This is a genomic window from Rhodococcus pseudokoreensis (genome assembly GCF_017068395.1).
Taxonomy (GTDB): domain Bacteria; phylum Actinomycetota; class Actinomycetes; order Mycobacteriales; family Mycobacteriaceae; genus Rhodococcus_F; species Rhodococcus_F pseudokoreensis.
Genome location: NZ_CP070619.1, coordinates 4,132,569 through 4,147,757, shown reverse-complemented (window position 1 = coordinate 4,147,757; position 15,189 = coordinate 4,132,569). Strand labels below are relative to the sequence as shown.

The window sequence follows — 15,189 nt, the reverse complement described above, 5'->3', positions numbered from 1 at the left end:
TGTGCGCGAGCTGATTCGAAGGTTTCAGTTGACGCTTCGGAAGTCGGGCTTCCGCTTGGCGACGAAGGCGTCGACGCCTTCCCTGCCCGTCCTGCTGTTCGCGGCGGCGGCGATCCCGTCGCGTTCGGCGTCGAGTTGCTCGTGCAGGGGCGCGTCGGGCGACTGGGCCAGTAGCCGTCTCATCGACGCGTAGGTGGCGCGGGGACCGTCGATGAAACTGCGGGCGACGCGTAAGGCCTCGCTGCGGATTTCGTCGTCGGGGACGGTGCGGCTGAGCAGCCCGAGGCGGACCGCCTCCTCGGCGCCGATCACGGTGTCGGTGAGCAGGATCTCCCGGGCGCGGCCGGCCCCGACGATGCGGGGCAGCAACCAGGTGATGCCGCCGTCGGGGCTGAGCCCGACGCGGGGATAGGCGGACCGCATGGTCGTCGACGGGCCGCCGATCGCGATGTCGGCCGAGCACACCAGGCTCATGCCTGCGCCGGCCGCCCAGCCCTGCACGGCCGCGACCACGGGGACGGGGCTCGCGGCGAGGGCGCGCACGAAATCGTGTAACCCGTCGGCCATCTCGTGGAGGTAGGCGCCGCGATCGTCGGACTCGGAGAAGTTCTGGAGGTTGCCACCCGCGCAGAAGTTGGGGCCCGACCCGGTCAGGAGAACGGCACCGACATCGGTGCCAAGCGCGCGCAGGGCCTCGGTGCAAGCGCTGACCAGAACTGCGTCCATCGCGGTGCCGGCGGCGGCGCTGGCGACGGTCAGTTGCAGGACCCCGTCGACGAGTTCGACGGCGTCGATCAATTCGAAACTACGCATGGACTGAATTCCTGTCGTTTCACGGATGCGGCGAGCGTCCCAATGCTGCGCCGTCTGCCCGGGAGCGATCTACGCAAACACTCACCACATCGGCCCGAAGGTCAGTGCACAGTGCACCATCGGGTGCTCCGCGAGCGGGGTGACTCAGGCGCCGGCGAGGACGGACACGACCGTCGCGACTGTCACCGTGTTGAAGACGAACGCGATCACTGCGTTCACCGCGACCGTCCGGCGCATGGCATCGGACGTCACGTCGACGTCGGTCGTCCCGAAGGTGGTCATCACCGAGACGGCGAAGTAGACGTAACTTGCCCACCTGGGCGACCCGCCGGGGAAACCCAGACCCTGGCCCTGCTCGACGACGTTGTCCGCGTAGAACGTGATCGCGAACGACACCAGCACACAGGTCCAGGACACGACGACCAGGACGACGGCGATGCCGATCCGGAGCGGGTCCGGCAGTGCGCCGCCGCCACGGCCCGGCAGCCACACCACCGCGACCGCGAGTGCGATCGCCGCCATGAAGAGGGACACCCCCGGGCCGGGAGCAGTGCCCAGGACATAGCGCTGCAGTATGGTCCCGCGGCTCTCCCGTTCCGCCCATTGCTGCACGATCGCGTCCGGTGCCAGGGAGAACGCCGCGACCGTGACCACGAGATATGTCACGAGATAGACCAGGGGCACGATCACGCTCGCATCGGCGAAACCGAGCGAAGACAGTCCCACTGGGCCGAGGAGTATCGCCGCAACGGCAGCCACGAGCACGCTGAAGCCGGAGCGGCGGCGCTCGGAGAGCCACCTCTCGACGGATGCGGGCAAGACGCGGGCCCTCCGTTCGTCATATCTGACGGTGAATCCCCAGTCTTGTGGATTGCCCGGTGGTTCACCAGCCGAATGGGTTCCGATCTGCGCCGGGCATCCAGGAATTACCCGGCTCGGACCAGCCACGCTTCTTGATCATCTTGCGGGCGGCGCGATGGTTGCGGCCGATCAAGCGATCGAGGTACAGATGCCCGGCCAGGTGATCCGTTTCGTGCTGCAGGCAGCGGGCGAGGTAGCCGAGGCCTTCGAACGAGACGGGCTCACCCGCGCTGTCGACGCCGGTCACCCGCGCCCACTCGGCCCGGCCGGTGGGATAGCGCTCGCCGGGAACCGATAGGCATCCCTCGAGGTCGTCGGGATCAGGCATCGTCTCCGGCAGTGGAGCTGTCTCGAGCGTCGGGTTGACGACATGACCGCGGTGCCGACGCCCGTCGTCGATCAGGTCGAACACGAAGATCGCTCTCGGATCGCCGACCTGGTTGGCTGCGAGACCTGCTCCGTGAGCTGCCGTGTTGGTCTCGTAGAGGTCGTCGACGAAGGCGCGGAGTTCGTCGTCGAACACGGTTACCGGGACTGCCGGCGTGGTGAGTCTGGAATCGCCGGCGATGAGGATCGGTCGAATGGCCACTCCAAGTAGAGTACTGGAGTCTCAGGCCGAGACGGGATCACCAGCTGCGTTCACCGCGGCGATCGGCGGTGTGCAGCGGTATCGCGCCGAAACGCTTCTGCGACTTCGCGCGCGGCTCGCTCGCCTGATTCGATGGCTCCCTCGATGTATCCGGCGTGCTCGCTCGCCGTCTCGGTTCCGGCCCAGTGAATGTTGTCGATCGGATCTGAAGGCAATGGGAAGATACCCTCCGTACTGCCTGCGGACGGGAGCGCCGAATATCCCCCGCAGGCGTGTTCGTCGAGGTGCCACGACTTTTCGTGCCAGCTCGCCGGCTGCAGGATCTCGGCTGATCCGACCGCAGCGGCGAGGGGGCCCAGGACGGCCTGCCTGCGGCCGGCTTCGTCGAGTCGATCGAGTTCGCGCGCATCTCGACCGCCCACCAGCACACACATGTGGCCCGGACCGCCGGGTGGGGAGGTATCGAAGACCGCGAAGCCGGGGCCATCGAGAAACATGAATTCGGCATCCGTGGTAGCGCGCCAGAACGGATGCGCGTAGACCGCGACCGCTTTGTACACCGATCCCATGTACATGTCCTGCTCGAGGCGGCGCCGACCGGCCGGAAGGGGAGGGTCGAAGACGATCTTGGCCGACACTGGTGGTGGCGCCGACACGATCGCCTTGGACGCTCGGATGAGAGTCGATGGGGTACGGAGGACGACGCCCTTGTCGTCGCGACTGATGGAGGTCACTCGACTGCTCGTGAGGACCCGCGGTCCGAGTTCGGCGGCAATTTTGTCGGTCAGGGTTCCTGCACCCTCGATGATCAGACTTTCCTGTGCGCCGCCGTTCGTCGACAACATCGTGGAGAGTCCGCCCTGGTAGTGAATCATTTTGGCCAGCGCATCCATCGAGAGGCGGTCGAGGTCTGCGGTCGTCGACACCTCGACGAGCACTTCGAGGAGGCGGCGGGCTTCGACCGTCGGGACCTTGCGAAGCCACTCCTGCACGGTCGTCGAGTTCCATCGCGTCGGCGCTCCCCGCTTCGCCCGGATTTCCCAGGCCAGCAGAATGGCAGCGGCCGTCAGCATCGACGGACTCACGGCCGAGATGGTGCGGGCGTCGCCGACGACGATCGGCCGCTTCGGTGTGCGCATGGGAAACACGGTGGCCCCGAGTTCGGCGGCCAGCGCCGAGAACCGGTGGTGTCCGTGGCCGACCCACTGCCCACCCAGATCGAGCCGCGAGCCCAACGCCGAGGTTTCAGCCATCATCCGGCCACCCGTTCTGTCCGCAGACTCGAGAACGAGCACATCGATCCCCTGTCGATGCAGCGCTCTGGCCGCAATCAGACCCGACATTCCGGCGCCGACCACGGCGACGCTGGTGTCGAGGGTGGTTGCCGGCTTGTCGTTCGGGCTGTGCACCATTGGTCTCACTCCGGGTTGTCGATGATCCAGTGTCGTGGCCGCGACCCGCTATTTTCTAAGTCGGACAGCCGTACGAATCAACATAGAGTGAGGTCCACCCGAACGCAATGGCGTCCCGGATCCGAACCTCAGGCGGTATCCGCCTTCAGCGGCTTCGTGCGCGCGACCGGCTGGGGGTCGGCGTAGAGAACGAGCATGTTCAGCGCGTGGTCGAGATCGCGCCGAGCGCGGTCGGGATCCGGCTTCGCGATGTATTGCAGGATCAGCCCGTCGACCTGGGCCAGCGCCATGCGGCCGAGGGTGTCGAAGCCGATGGCGCAGCGTTCTCCCGCTGCCTGCGCGGCCCGCTCGCAGAACTCGGTGACGAGCGAGCCGTAGCGCTCGTACTGCAGCTGGGCCAGCTCCCTGGCGGAATCGCTCCGAAGTGAGTACGTCATGAGTTCGTACTGCATTATCTGCAGCCCGACCCTGCTCGTGACCAGTTTGTTCCAGAAGTTGCCCACCCCGTGGCGCAGCGCGTGTTCCACGCCCTTGTCTGCCTCGAGTTCGGCGCGGAGCGTCTCGGAGATCTCGCCGATGACGGTCGTGATGACTGCACGAAGCAGCTGGTCCTTGCTGGCGAAGACGTAGTGCAGCGTGCCGAGGGGGATGCCGGCCCGCCCGGCGACGGCGCGAAGGGTTGTTCCGGGGACGCCCCTCTCGCTGAACTCCCTGATCGCCGCCGCGATGATCTGTGTCTCGCGCTCTGCCGCCTTGACGTAGGCCACCGCTTTCCTCCTCGATGTCGCCTCACCCGCCGATTCGACACCACTCTTGCACACCGAGATGCTGTGATCTAGATTACGGTCGGACAACCGACCGACTTTTGGAGGAATTGTGATGACGGATTGCGATGTTGTCGTAGTCGGCGCCGGGCTCGCCGGACTCACGGCGGCGAGGGCTGTGGCTGCCGCCGGACGCAGCGTGACGGTGCTGGAAGCACGCGATCGGGTGGCCGGGCGCAACCTCGGCGGACACCTGGCCAACGGCGTCCCGGTGGAGATGGGTGGTCAGTGGATCGGCCGGACCCAGACCGAGGTGTTGAAGTTGATCGGCGAACTCGGGCTCGACACTTTCCCGACCTACGACGACGGCGACGCGGTCACCCTCTACAAGGGGAAGGTCACCAGGTACGCCGACGAGACGTTCGGTCTTTCCGATGGCGCAGCGGTGGAGGTCGGCCGGCTCCAGCAGGAACTCGAGGCACTCGCCGACTCGGTGTCGCTGTCGTCACCGTGGGCATCGCCCGCCGCCGCCGATCTGGACCGCAAGACCCTGGACGAATGGCTGCGCGCCAACACGGACCACCCCGAGGCGCTGGCATTCTGGGAGGCGGTCGTGCCCGCCCTGTTCTCTGCTCAACCGGCCGAGATGTCCCTGCTTCACTTTCTCTTCTACATCAAGTCCGGCGGCATGATCGACAGTCTCGTCGGCACCACAGGTGGTGCCCAGGAGTTACGTGTTGTCGGTGGCACACATCAGATTTCGGAGCGGCTCGCCGCGGAGCTCGGAGATGAGGTGATCCGGCTGAACAGTCCGGTTCGCACGATCACCCACGACGACAGCGGCGTCGGCGTCGAGTTCGACGGCGGAACCGTCACCGCTGCACAGGCAATCGTGGCGATCCCCCCGACGTTGGCTGGTCGTCTCCGATACCGGCCCGCGCTCCCCGGTTCCCGCGACGGGCTGACCCAGCAGATCCCGATGGGTCGGTGATCAAGGTTCAGATTGCCTACCCGACGCCGTTCTGGCGGGAGGCGGGACTCAACGGGTTCGCCTTCAACTTGGACGACGAGCTGAGCATCACCCTGGACAACTCGCCCGCCGACGGCTCGTGCGGTGTCCTCGTCGGCTTCTTCGAAGGCGCCCACGCCCGCACCGCTGCGCTCCGGACCCCCGCCGAGCGCCGGGCCTCGGCCGTGGCGACGCTGACGAAGCTCTTCGGCCCTGCCGCCGGCGAACCCACGGACTACCTCGAACAGGACTGGATGGCCGAGGAATACACCCGCGGCTGCTACGGCGGACGACTCGGTGCCGGCGTGTGGACGCAGTACGGCGCCGCCCTCTCCGATCCCGTCGGGCGTCTGCACTGGGCGGGCGCGGAGACCTCCGACACCTGGAACGGCTACATGGACGGGGCAGTCCGGTCCGGCCACCGAGCCGCGGCAGAAGTGCTGGCACAACTAACTTCGTGAGACGAGTTCGGCTGCTGCTGTTCAGTTCTCAGCGCGTGAGGGTGTGAGACGGGGGTACGCCGTACTTGCGCCGGTACTCCGCCGCGAAGCGCCCCGGATGGGTGAATCCCCACCGAAGTATGACGTCGAGAACTGTTGTCGGCGGCCCGGATACGGCGAGGTCGGCGTGTGCTCGTTCGATTCGGACATCGTGCAGATACGCGAAGGGCGTCACGCCGACGTATTCCCGGAATGCCTGTTGGAGTCGCCTCACGCTGACCCCCGCAATGTCGGCCATGTCCCCGGGCGTCCATGCCCGCGCAGGATCGTCGTGGATGGCTGCGATCACCCGCTTCACGACGCGGGGCCGGTACGCGCTCCTGCCGGGGTCCTCGTCCGGCACGGCGGCCAGAACGAACCCGGTGGTGACGGCCGCGGACAGTTGGATGCGCATCAAGTCGTTGTGCAGCAGGCCGTCGTCGGACGCGACCAGATCGTAGGTAGACCGCAGGAACTTCAGCCAACTCTGGCCGGCGTCCCCGCGAAGGTCGAGTTGCAGGGGGAGGCTGCGCCCCGGTCGGTCGAGGATCCGGTCCATCTCGCGCTGCAGATAGTGTTCGTCGATCTTGAATCCGATCAATCGACACGACGGATTCCAGTGCGGGATGAGAGTGCGGACACCCGGGGGGCACGCGGTCGCCTGCCCGACTTCGGACGCCACCTCGGTGCGCTCGATCACCGACTCCAGTCGACCGCTGACCGGGATGTTGATGCCGTACGCACCCGGATGCTCCGACTTCAGGGCGACCTCCGCGCCGAGTGCCATGTGAGTGATGCGGCACGCGCCCAGGTCGATGCTGCCGATCGACGCCTCCGCGGCGGCTCCGGCCGTCAAGGGCTCGAGCGTGTGGGGGAAGTATGCGTCGGCCACCGCTTCGTGGAGGTGATGCCAATCCTCGAAGCGGGGGCTGCTGTCCGGGGTATCCACGAAAGTCGTCCCAACCTCTCCAGGCGTCCGACGGGGACGCCAAGATCTTGCGCTCTTGGTGATTTATATCACTGATCCGCCCGCGGCTCGATGCCCCGAAATTCACGTTGCGTCGTGTGGACAGCCCCTTCGCTGAGTGGATCGACGGCTTGTGACCGTGGTCATACCTTGGTTTCACAACCCCGACGTCAGGTCGACTCGGGAGGACGAGAAGCGAAGGGGCCACGCGATGGACGCTCGCAAGCTACGTGACATTTTCGGGCAGTTCGCCAGTGGAGTCACCGTCATTACATGCAGGAATGCGGACGGTGAACCCCACGGTGCGACGGTAACGGCTTTTACGTCGGTCTCGCTCGAACCGGCACTGTGCCAGGTGACGCTGACCCGCAAATCGAAGGCGTGCCAGTACCTCGGCGACGAACCCTTCGCCGTGAACATTCTCGGTGAAGCTCAAGTCGATACCGCGATGCATTTCGCCGGACGCCCGCAGGTGCCGGGCCCGGTGTGGGCCGACGGTCCGACCGCGCCGCTGCTCGGCGGATCGGCGGCCACGATTTCCTGCACCCCGTGGGCGCAGTACGACGGCGGTGATCACGTCATCTTCATCGGCGAGATCGTCGACATCACGACTACCGATCAACAGCCGTTGCTGTTTTATCGCAGCAAGTTTCACCGTCTCGGCATGCTCGATGCGGCAAGTGCGTGGGCGGGATGCCTGGACGATCCGCACAACGGATGGTTCGACGCGTCGACCTCCTTCACGCCTCTTCATCGCCTGCCCGGGCAATCCGCCCGAGCGACCGTCAGCCTCTGAAAATCCGCAGTACCGAAGGGAACACCATGACCACCACAGTCCCCACCGTCCCCACCGACCCCACGCAGGTCAACCCGGCGGCGAACGCCGCGGCCAACCAACCCCAGATCTACGCCACCAAGCCCATGACCGGCGACGAGTACATCGAGTCGATCAGCGACGACCGCGAGATCTGGTTGCACGGGAAACGGGTGAAGGACCATACGAATCACCCGGCGTTCCGCAACTCGGTGCGCATGATCGCCCGACTTTACGACGGGATGCATACGGGTGAGCACGTGGACGCCCTGACGACACCCACCGACACCGGCAGCGGTGGCGTGACGATGCCCTTCTTCCGCACCGCCAAGTCCACCGAGGACGTGCTCGCCGATCGAGATGCGATCGCGACGTGGGCGCGGATGACGTACGGCTGGATGGGCCGCAGCCCCGACTACAAGGCGTCCTTCCTCGGCACGCTGAACGCGAACAAGGAGCTGTATTCACCGTTCCAGGACAACGCGGAGCGCTGGTACAAGGAATCGCAGGAGAAGGTCCTGTACTGGAACCACGCGATCATCAACCCGCCCGTCGACCGCCAGCTGCCGCCGGACGAGGTCGGCGACGTGTTCATGAAGGTGGAGAAGGAAACCGACGCAGGCCTCGTCGTCTCCGGCGCCAAGGTCGTCGCGACCGGATCGGCGATCACCAACTACAACTTCATCGCCCACTACGGGCTGCCGATCAAGAAGAAGGAATTCGCCCTGATCTGCACCGTGCCGATGGGCGCGCCCGGCGTGAAGCTGATCTCGCGAACGTCCTACGCGCAGAACGCTGCGATCGTCGGCAGCCCGTTCGACTACCCGCTCTCGTCCCGGATGGACGAGAACGACGCCATCCTCGTCTTCGACAAGGTCCTGGTGCCGTGGGAGAACGTCTTCATGTACGGCGCCGTCGACAAGATCAACACCTTCTTCCCGCAGTCCGGGTTCCTGCCCCGCGCCATGCTGCAGGGCTGCACCCGCCTCGCCGTGAAGCTCGACTTCATCGCCGGTTTGCTGCTCAAGGCCCTCGACTGCACCGGCGCCGGCGGTTTCCGCGGTGTGCAGACCCGCGTCGGTGAGGTCATCGGATGGCGCAACCTGTTCTGGTCGCTCACCGAATCCATGGCACGTGACCCCGAACAGTGGATCGGCGACACCGTCATCCCCAAGCTCGAATACGGCCTGACGTTCCGGATGTTCATGATCCAGGGTTACCCGCGGATCAAGGAGATCATCGAGCAGGACGTCGCATCCGGCCTGATCTACCTGCCCTCGTCCGCCGAGGACTTCAAGTCCCCCGAAGTGCGCCCGTTCCTCGACAAGTACGTGCGCGGATCCGACGGGATCACCGCGGTCGAGCGCGTGAAGGTGATGAAGGCCCTGTGGGATTCGATCGGCTCCGAGTTCGGTGGCCGCCACGAACTGTACGAGCGCAACTACTCCGGAAACCACGAGAATGTCAAGGCCGAACTGCTTTTCGGCGCGCAGGCGACCGGTGTGGTGTCGGGGATGAAGGGCCTGGCCGAGCAGTTCATGAGTGAGTACGACCTCGACGGTTGGACCGTTCCCGACCTGATCGGCAACGACGACGTGTCCGTCTTCGGCCGCAAGTAGCCGTCGGACGGGGGCCGACTAGCTTCTTGGACCGGCGGCAGCTCAGGAGGACCAATGGGTGACACCCCCGATGCCCGCGCCATCGAGGCGCCGCGGCCGAACGGCGAGTTTCAGGTCACCGTGTTTCCGGACCGGATACGCATCGGCGTGCGGGCCGACGAAACGATCGTCGATGCGTTGCGCCGTCAGGGCTACCGGTCCCGGTACAAGTGCCGGCGCGGCGGCTGCGGAGCCTGCAGAGCCGTGCTCGTCGACGGGACCGTCGCCTACCGCACACCGGTGAGCGAGACCGTCGTCGACGGACCCGATCGCGAACCGGGGCAGCAGAAGTGCCTTCCCTGCAGGGCATTTCCGCAATCGGACGTGATCATCGAACTCGGCGAACGGGACCGCCTCGTCGACGTCCTGGCGGGGCTCGGGCGGTCCCGGGAGCGCACCACCTGATCGGTGGCCGCGAACCAATTCAACCCACATCGAAGGAAGGTACAGCCATGTCCGTGTTGCGACTGGGCTATGTCCACATCAACGTCACCGACCTCGCCGAGGCCAAGAACCACTACATCAACACCCTCGGAATGGACGCCGTCCACGAAGAGGACGGCACCGTCTACCTCAAGTCCTGGGACGAGGCCGACCATCACTCGGTCGTCCTCAGCGAAGGCGGCGTCGGGCTGACCAAACTCGGCTACAAGGTCTCCGACGCAGACTCGCTTGCCGAGATCGAGACCCGGGTACGCGCGTTCGGCGCGACGTGCGAGCGGATGAGTAAGGGCGACAACCAGTCCGTCGGCGACGGCCTGCGGGTGACCCTGCCGTCCGAGCACACCCTCGAGCTCTACAGCGACATCGAGTACGTGGGCACCGCAACAGGATTGTGGAACCCGGACCCGTGGCCTCGCGGCGGGACCCGCGGCATCGGCGTCCCGCGCCTCGACCACACCCTCATCACCACCGAAGACCCCGCACTGCTGGAACGGTTCCTCTCCGAAGCCCTCGACTTCCAGGCCGCCGAACGCCTCGTCGGAGGCGAAGACAACACCGAACTCGTCGGATCCTGGATGTTCTGCGGCGAACAACCCCACGACATCGCCTTCGTCCAAGGCGAAAACGGCAAACTGCACCACTTCGCGTACCACATCGCCGACTGGTCGGCCCTGCTGCACGCCGGCGACGTCTTCTCCATGGACGACGTGCCCATCGACTTCGGACCTGCCCGTCACGGAATCACCCGCGGCGAGACGATCTACTTCTTCGATCCCTCCGGCAACCGCAACGAAGTGTTCTCCGGCGGATACCGCACCGGCAAGGACTTCCGGACCATCACCTGGACCATGGATCAGGCCGCCCGGGGCATCAACTTCACCCACCGGGAACTGGACCAGAACTTCCTCACCGTCGTCACGTAGACCGCGGGCCGGTTGCCGCCGGCGCACGTCCTCACCACCAGAACATCACCATCTTTGGAGCAGAACCGATGACCACCACAACCGAGCAGACACCCGAGATCGCGAAGACTATCGACGTCAACGGGATCGCCACCAACTACCACGACGTCGGCGAGGGCGCCCCGGTCGTCCTGATCCACGGCTCCGGCCCCGGCGTCACCGCCTGGGCCAACTGGCGAACGACCATCCCGGCCCTCTCGAGCCAATACCGGGTCATCGCACCGGACATCCTCGGATTCGGATACACCGAGCGCCCCGACGGTGTCGAGTACAACTCGGCCACCTGGACCGACCACCTCGTAGGCCTGCTCGATGCCCTCGGACTCGACAAGGTCTCCATCGTGGGCAACAGCTTCGGTGGATCACTCGCCCTGAACATCGCGACCAAGTACCCCGAGCGAGTGGACCGCCTCGTCCTGATGGGCAGCGTCGGAGTCCCATTCGACATCACTCCGGGGCTCGACGCGGTCTGGGGTTTCGAGCCGTCCCTCCCGGCCATGCGCAAACTCCTGGATGTGTTCGCCTACGACCGCACGCTCGTGAACGACGAACTCGCCGAACTGCGACTCGCGGCCGCCACCCGGCCCGGCGTGCAAGAAGCGTTCAGCGCCATGTTCCCGGCACCCCGGCAGCGAGGTGTCGACGAGATGGCCGTCGACGAGAGCCTGATCTCGTCGCTGACGCACGAGACGCTCATCGTCCACGGGCGCGACGACCAGGTCATTCCGCTGTCCAACTCGCTTCGACTGCTCGAACTGATCGACCGCTCGCAGCTGCACGTGTTCGGCCGCTGCGGTCACTGGGTCCAGATCGAGCACTCGACCCGCTTCAACAGTCTGATCGCCGACTTCCTGTCCGAGTAGCGAGTGAGGACACGTTCATGTGTATTTCCTGCTGTACCGAATCGGCCGACGGCCGCGGGCCGGCATCCGCGATCAGCCGTAGATCGATACTTGCCGGAATCGGCGCACTAGCGGCCGCCGCCGGAGTGACCGCGTGCGCATCTCCATCGTCGACCCGACCGGTCGAATCGGCCGCAGCCGCACCGGCGGCGGTACCGAATCCGGACGCCCACTTCGAGATCGTGTTGCTGGGCACCCAGGCCGGTCCGCCGATCGCGGCCGACCGCACCGGAATCTCGACAGCACTCGTAGTCGACGGCACCACCTATGTCGTCGACTGCGGTCGTGCATCCGCAACCCAATATCGTCGGGCGGGACTCCAATTCGCCGCCTTGAGAAACATCTTCATCACCCACCTGCACGCCGATCACATCGCCGACTACTACAACTTCTTCATGCTGGGCGGCGGGACCATCCCCCAGATCGGCGACGGTGTGTCCGGACCTGTGGACGTGTACGGCCCCGGACCCGCAGGCGGACTGCCCCAGGCATTCGGCGGGCGCACCGTTCCGGTGACGCACCCGGCCGACCCCACGCCGGGACTTGCCGAGCTCACTCGCAAATGCACGGAGGCCTACGCGTACAGCAACAACGTTCTGATGCGTGACACCGGACTGCCGGACACCAGCACGATGCCGGTCGTGCACGAGATCGCCCTGCCCGAGTTGGGGGCCGACTTCACCAACACCTGCCCACCGTGCGCGCCGTTCACGGTGATGAGCGATGACCGAGTCCGCGTGACGGCGACACTGGTGCCGCACGGCCCCGCATTTCCCTCCTTCGCGTACCGCTTCGACACGGAGTACGGCTCGGTGACGTTCTCGGGAGACACCACCGTCTCCGACAACCTCGTCGAACTGGCGCGTGGCTCCGAAGTGCTGATCCACGAGGCCGTGAACCTCGAAGGCAGCGCCCTGACACCGGCGGCACGCGACCACATGCTGCAATCGCACGTCGAAGTGCAGCAGGTGGGGGCGATCGCCGAGCGCGCCGGAGTGCCGAAGCTCGTGCTGTCCCACATCATCGACTTCGCACACGGGGTCGTCGACCCGCACCAGTGGACCGAGTGGGCCGGTCGCGGCTATGCCGGAGAGGTCGTCATCGGCAACGACCTCCAGAGAATCACCGTCCGCTGAGCCGGGCAGCAGCGGAGCCTCACCCTGGATCGAGTGACGCAGATCGAAGCGATCCTGGCGGCGGCCGAACGTGAGACCCTCGAATCAGGTCGGTGAAGAAGAGCGCGAAGAAGGAGTCGACGCGATGACGAAGTACCTGATCTCGTTCCCGAGTGGCGCCATGGTCGTTCCCGACGGGGATCTGCAGGCGGTGTCCGATGCGTCGCACGCGGTGGTCCAGGAGGCGAAGGACGCCGGCGTATGGGTGTTCGGCGGCGGCATCGACGGAAGCGTTCCGCCCGTCATGGTCGATGGGGACGGGACCGTGACCGAGGGCACCTACCCGGAGACGACGCAGCTCGAAGGCGGCTACGCGGTACTGGAACTGCCGTCCCGTGAGGCGGCACTGGGATGGGCCGCGAAACTCGCGGTTGCCTGCCGGTGCGCGCAGGAGGTGCGCGAGTTCGGGTACGACCCCGCCAGCTGACGGACCTCGACCTAGAATTCGATCTTCAGCGTGGGACTGGTCGGCTTCGCCTGGCAGCCGAGGATGTAGCCGTCGGCGACGTCGTCGGGATCGAGGGCGTCGGTGACCCCGGGATCGACGGTCCCCTCCAGGAGCGTGCAGGCGCAGGATCCGCATTCGCCTTCGCGGCAGGAGTAGGGGGCGTCGATCCCGGCGCCCACCATGACGTCGATCAGGGTGGCGTCGGCCGGCCACGACAGCGTGTGGGTGTCGCCGTCCAGGGTGACGTCCACGGTCGACGTTTCGGCGTCGTCGTCGGCGGTGACCTGCCTGATCGGCGCGAAGGGGTCGCCGTCGAGGGAGCGGAATTCCTCGACGTGAATCCGGTGCCGGTCGTATCCGATGCCGGTCAGCGTCTCCTTGACCATGGCCATGAAGGGCGCGGGTCCGCAGACGAAGACGGTGCCGGCCTGGCCGCCGTCGGCGAATTGGGTGAGATTGTCCGGGGTCGGTAACCCGGCCTCGCTCTCGAGTCGGTGCTCGACGGTGAGCCGGTCCGCGTGTTTCTTGGCGAGGTCGGCGAGTTCGGCGTCGAAGATGATCGATTCGCGATCCCGGTTGGCGTAGTACATGGACACGGTTCCGGTCGCGGACGCCAGCACGGTCTTGAGGATCGACATCACCGGGGTGACGCCGCTGCCGGCGGCGAAGAGCTGGAAGTCGCCGTCGAGACTGTGCGGGGTGAACGTGCCCGACGGCGGCAGCACATGCACGGCGTCGCCTGCTGTGATGTTGTCGCACAGCCAGTTCGAGCCGTACCCGTCGGCGGTGCGCTTGACCGTCACCTTGATGCGGTCGTCCGTGCTGGGGGAGCTGGCGATGGAGTAGCAGCGCGCCACCGAACCGGTGCGTTCGCTGGGGATCCGGACGGTGAGGAATTGCCCGGGCCGATACGCGAATTGGTGGGCGATCTCCTGCGGGACGTCGATGACGAGGGAGGAGGCGTCGGGTGTCTCGGCGATGACATCGGCGACACGGACGGTGTAGCCGAGAGAATCGGGTGCGACGGAGGTCATGGGTGCATCTTTCGTTGCAGCTCAAAGGGAAGGCGACACGGATCGGCCAGCCGCGGCCGAAGGAAACCGAATGCGGTCAGTGCTGGGAGGGCGACGCGGCCGGGGGCAGTGCCCGGAACCAGACCTCACCGAGGGCGCGGCCGAGTTCGTCGATGCGTTCGCGTTTGGGCGTCGAGGCGGGGAGACCGACGTGCACGTAGGCCATCTGCTCGGTCATGCAACCGAGCGACTCGGCAAGCAGGTCGAGGTTGGTGTCCCCGATCTCCCCGCGGTCGTGCAGCTTCTCCAGCCAGCGGCGGGTGCGTGCGATGAAGTCGTCACGCAGTTGCAGCCACAACTGCTGAAAACCCTCGTTGGCGCTGGCGGCAGCGGCTTCACGCAGCAGTCGCAGGATGTGCCGGTGCCGGGAGTAGGCGTGCAGGTAGGTGATGTTGACCTCGATCAGCGCTTCGAGTTCGCCGCTGGTCGTGGTCTTGCGGCTGGTGGCCTCGGACAACTCCTGGAGCCCGGTGTGCATGGCGGCGAGGAACACGTCGTCCAGGTCGGTGAAGTGCCGGTAGAAGTTGCCCTGCGCGGTCTTCGCGCGGTGGGTGATGTCCGAGACCCGGGTGCGGGTGTACCCGTATTCGCTGAAGCATTCGATCGCGGCCTGCACGATGCGTTCCCGGGTGAGCTCCCCACGGCGGTTGGGCCGTTTGGGGGTGGCCGCACCGGGTTCGACGAGGCCGACATGGGTGTAGACGTCGTCGAGCGTGCGCGGTGGGACCTGGCGCTGTGTGGTCATCTCCGCCCCCTCTCCGTCGCCCGAGTTTGCGAACAAGATATCACTGATAGCAGGTGTCGCATCGTTCTGACCTT

17 protein-coding genes are annotated in these 15,189 nt (G+C 66.1%); 9 read left to right on the top strand and 8 right to left on the bottom strand.

The window, feature by feature from the left end:
• Positions 1 to 24: 24 nt before the first annotated feature.
• The 5 genes from JWS13_RS24165 to JWS13_RS24145 form a co-directional block, all read right to left on the bottom strand.
• On the bottom strand, positions 25 to 813 hold the full coding sequence (locus JWS13_RS24165; RefSeq protein WP_206007938.1) for an enoyl-CoA hydratase/isomerase family protein: 789 nt from the start codon (positions 811 to 813) through the stop codon (positions 25 to 27).
• Between the two features lie 144 nt (positions 814 to 957).
• A complete protein-coding gene (locus JWS13_RS24160; protein WP_241032276.1) occupies positions 958 to 1,632 on the bottom strand; it encodes a DUF1345 domain-containing protein in 675 nt (224 codons plus the stop codon).
• A 64-nt stretch (positions 1,633 to 1,696) separates the two neighbouring features.
• On the bottom strand, positions 1,697 to 2,263 hold the full coding sequence (locus tag JWS13_RS24155) for a peptide deformylase (RefSeq protein WP_206007937.1): 567 nt from the start codon (positions 2,261 to 2,263) through the stop codon (positions 1,697 to 1,699).
• Positions 2,264 to 2,313: 50 nt separating this feature from the next.
• Positions 2,314 to 3,675 (bottom strand): flavin monoamine oxidase family protein, encoded by a 1,362-nt coding sequence (locus tag JWS13_RS24150; RefSeq protein WP_206007936.1) that lies wholly within the window; start codon positions 3,673 to 3,675, stop codon positions 2,314 to 2,316.
• 128 nt (positions 3,676 to 3,803) lie between these two features.
• On the bottom strand, positions 3,804 to 4,442 hold the full coding sequence (locus JWS13_RS24145; RefSeq protein ID WP_206007935.1) for a TetR/AcrR family transcriptional regulator: 639 nt from the start codon (positions 4,440 to 4,442) through the stop codon (positions 3,804 to 3,806).
• Positions 4,443 to 4,554: 112 nt separating this feature from the next.
• Between JWS13_RS24145 and JWS13_RS46205 the strand changes: the two genes are divergently transcribed.
• Together JWS13_RS46205 and JWS13_RS46200 are read left to right on the top strand one after the other, a co-directional pair.
• Entirely contained in the window at positions 4,555 to 5,430 is an 876-nt protein-coding gene (locus JWS13_RS46205) for a flavin monoamine oxidase family protein (RefSeq protein ID WP_338050671.1), read from the top strand.
• Positions 5,427 to 5,909 carry a flavin monoamine oxidase family protein gene (locus tag JWS13_RS46200; RefSeq protein WP_259375270.1) on the top strand — a complete coding sequence of 161 codons (483 nt, stop codon included), beginning with the start codon at positions 5,427 to 5,429 and terminating at the stop codon, positions 5,907 to 5,909. The genes JWS13_RS46205 and JWS13_RS46200 overlap by 4 nt, the downstream gene beginning before the upstream one ends.
• 28 nt (positions 5,910 to 5,937) lie before the next feature.
• On the opposite strand, the gene JWS13_RS24135 is transcribed toward JWS13_RS46200, so the two are convergent.
• Positions 5,938 to 6,876 carry an AraC family transcriptional regulator gene (locus tag JWS13_RS24135; RefSeq protein ID WP_206007934.1) on the bottom strand — a complete coding sequence of 313 codons (939 nt, stop codon included), beginning with the start codon at positions 6,874 to 6,876 and terminating at the stop codon, positions 5,938 to 5,940.
• 229 nt (positions 6,877 to 7,105) lie between these two features.
• Between JWS13_RS24135 and JWS13_RS24130 the strand changes: the two genes are divergently transcribed.
• From JWS13_RS24130 to JWS13_RS24100, 7 genes are all read left to right on the top strand, one after another.
• Positions 7,106 to 7,690, top strand: a complete 585-nt coding sequence (locus JWS13_RS24130) for a flavin reductase family protein (RefSeq protein ID WP_206011705.1) — start codon at positions 7,106 to 7,108, stop codon at positions 7,688 to 7,690.
• A gap of 26 nt (positions 7,691 to 7,716) precedes the next feature.
• Positions 7,717 to 9,327, top strand: a complete 1,611-nt coding sequence (locus JWS13_RS24125; protein ID WP_206007933.1) for a 4-hydroxyphenylacetate 3-hydroxylase family protein — start codon at positions 7,717 to 7,719, stop codon at positions 9,325 to 9,327.
• Between the two features lie 54 nt (positions 9,328 to 9,381).
• Positions 9,382 to 9,771 carry a 2Fe-2S iron-sulfur cluster-binding protein gene (locus JWS13_RS24120; protein WP_206007932.1) on the top strand — a complete coding sequence of 130 codons (390 nt, stop codon included), beginning with the start codon at positions 9,382 to 9,384 and terminating at the stop codon, positions 9,769 to 9,771.
• 47 nt (positions 9,772 to 9,818) lie between these two features.
• Complete coding sequence (locus tag JWS13_RS24115; protein WP_206007931.1) at positions 9,819 to 10,733, top strand: catechol 2,3-dioxygenase; 915 nt, start codon at positions 9,819 to 9,821, stop codon at positions 10,731 to 10,733.
• Between the two features lie 68 nt (positions 10,734 to 10,801).
• Complete coding sequence (locus tag JWS13_RS24110; protein ID WP_206007930.1) at positions 10,802 to 11,635, top strand: alpha/beta fold hydrolase; 834 nt, start codon at positions 10,802 to 10,804, stop codon at positions 11,633 to 11,635.
• A 17-nt stretch (positions 11,636 to 11,652) separates the two neighbouring features.
• Positions 11,653 to 12,810 carry an MBL fold metallo-hydrolase gene (locus tag JWS13_RS24105; RefSeq protein WP_206007929.1) on the top strand — a complete coding sequence of 386 codons (1,158 nt, stop codon included), beginning with the start codon at positions 11,653 to 11,655 and terminating at the stop codon, positions 12,808 to 12,810.
• A gap of 124 nt (positions 12,811 to 12,934) precedes the next feature.
• Positions 12,935 to 13,276 carry a YciI family protein gene (locus JWS13_RS24100; protein ID WP_206007928.1) on the top strand — a complete coding sequence of 114 codons (342 nt, stop codon included), beginning with the start codon at positions 12,935 to 12,937 and terminating at the stop codon, positions 13,274 to 13,276.
• An 11-nt stretch (positions 13,277 to 13,287) separates the two neighbouring features.
• Here the strand turns inward: JWS13_RS24100 and JWS13_RS24095 are convergent, their stop codons facing one another.
• Entirely contained in the window at positions 13,288 to 14,331 is a 1,044-nt protein-coding gene (locus JWS13_RS24095) for a ferredoxin--NADP reductase (protein WP_206007927.1), read from the bottom strand.
• Positions 14,332 to 14,407: 76 nt separating this feature from the next.
• Positions 14,408 to 15,115, bottom strand: a complete 708-nt coding sequence (locus JWS13_RS24090) for a TetR/AcrR family transcriptional regulator (RefSeq protein ID WP_206007926.1) — start codon at positions 15,113 to 15,115, stop codon at positions 14,408 to 14,410.
• Between the last annotated feature and the right edge of the window lie 74 nt (positions 15,116 to 15,189).

What these genes read in the sequence shown, in the direction of transcription:
- JWS13_RS24125 (WP_206007933.1), top strand. Translation starts at nt 7,717, where the DNA reads ATGACCACCACAGTCCCCACCGTCCCCACCGACCCCACGCAGGTCAAC.
- JWS13_RS24165 (WP_206007938.1), bottom strand. Translation starts at nt 813, where the DNA reads ATGCGTAGTTTCGAATTGATCGACGCCGTCGAACTCGTCGACGGGGTC.
- JWS13_RS24105 (WP_206007929.1), top strand. Translation starts at nt 11,653, where the DNA reads ATGTGTATTTCCTGCTGTACCGAATCGGCCGACGGCCGCGGGCCGGCA.
- JWS13_RS24095 (WP_206007927.1), bottom strand. Translation starts at nt 14,331, where the DNA reads ATGACCTCCGTCGCACCCGATTCTCTCGGCTACACCGTCCGTGTCGCC.
- JWS13_RS24100 (WP_206007928.1), top strand. Translation starts at nt 12,935, where the DNA reads ATGACGAAGTACCTGATCTCGTTCCCGAGTGGCGCCATGGTCGTTCCC.
- JWS13_RS24120 (WP_206007932.1), top strand. Translation starts at nt 9,382, where the DNA reads ATGGGTGACACCCCCGATGCCCGCGCCATCGAGGCGCCGCGGCCGAAC.
- JWS13_RS24090 (WP_206007926.1), bottom strand. Translation starts at nt 15,115, where the DNA reads ATGACCACACAGCGCCAGGTCCCACCGCGCACGCTCGACGACGTCTAC.
- JWS13_RS24130 (WP_206011705.1), top strand. Translation starts at nt 7,106, where the DNA reads ATGGACGCTCGCAAGCTACGTGACATTTTCGGGCAGTTCGCCAGTGGA.
- JWS13_RS24150 (WP_206007936.1), bottom strand. Translation starts at nt 3,675, where the DNA reads ATGGTGCACAGCCCGAACGACAAGCCGGCAACCACCCTCGACACCAGC.
- JWS13_RS24110 (WP_206007930.1), top strand. Translation starts at nt 10,802, where the DNA reads ATGACCACCACAACCGAGCAGACACCCGAGATCGCGAAGACTATCGAC.
- JWS13_RS24115 (WP_206007931.1), top strand. Translation starts at nt 9,819, where the DNA reads ATGTCCGTGTTGCGACTGGGCTATGTCCACATCAACGTCACCGACCTC.
- JWS13_RS46205 (WP_338050671.1), top strand. Translation starts at nt 4,555, where the DNA reads ATGACGGATTGCGATGTTGTCGTAGTCGGCGCCGGGCTCGCCGGACTC.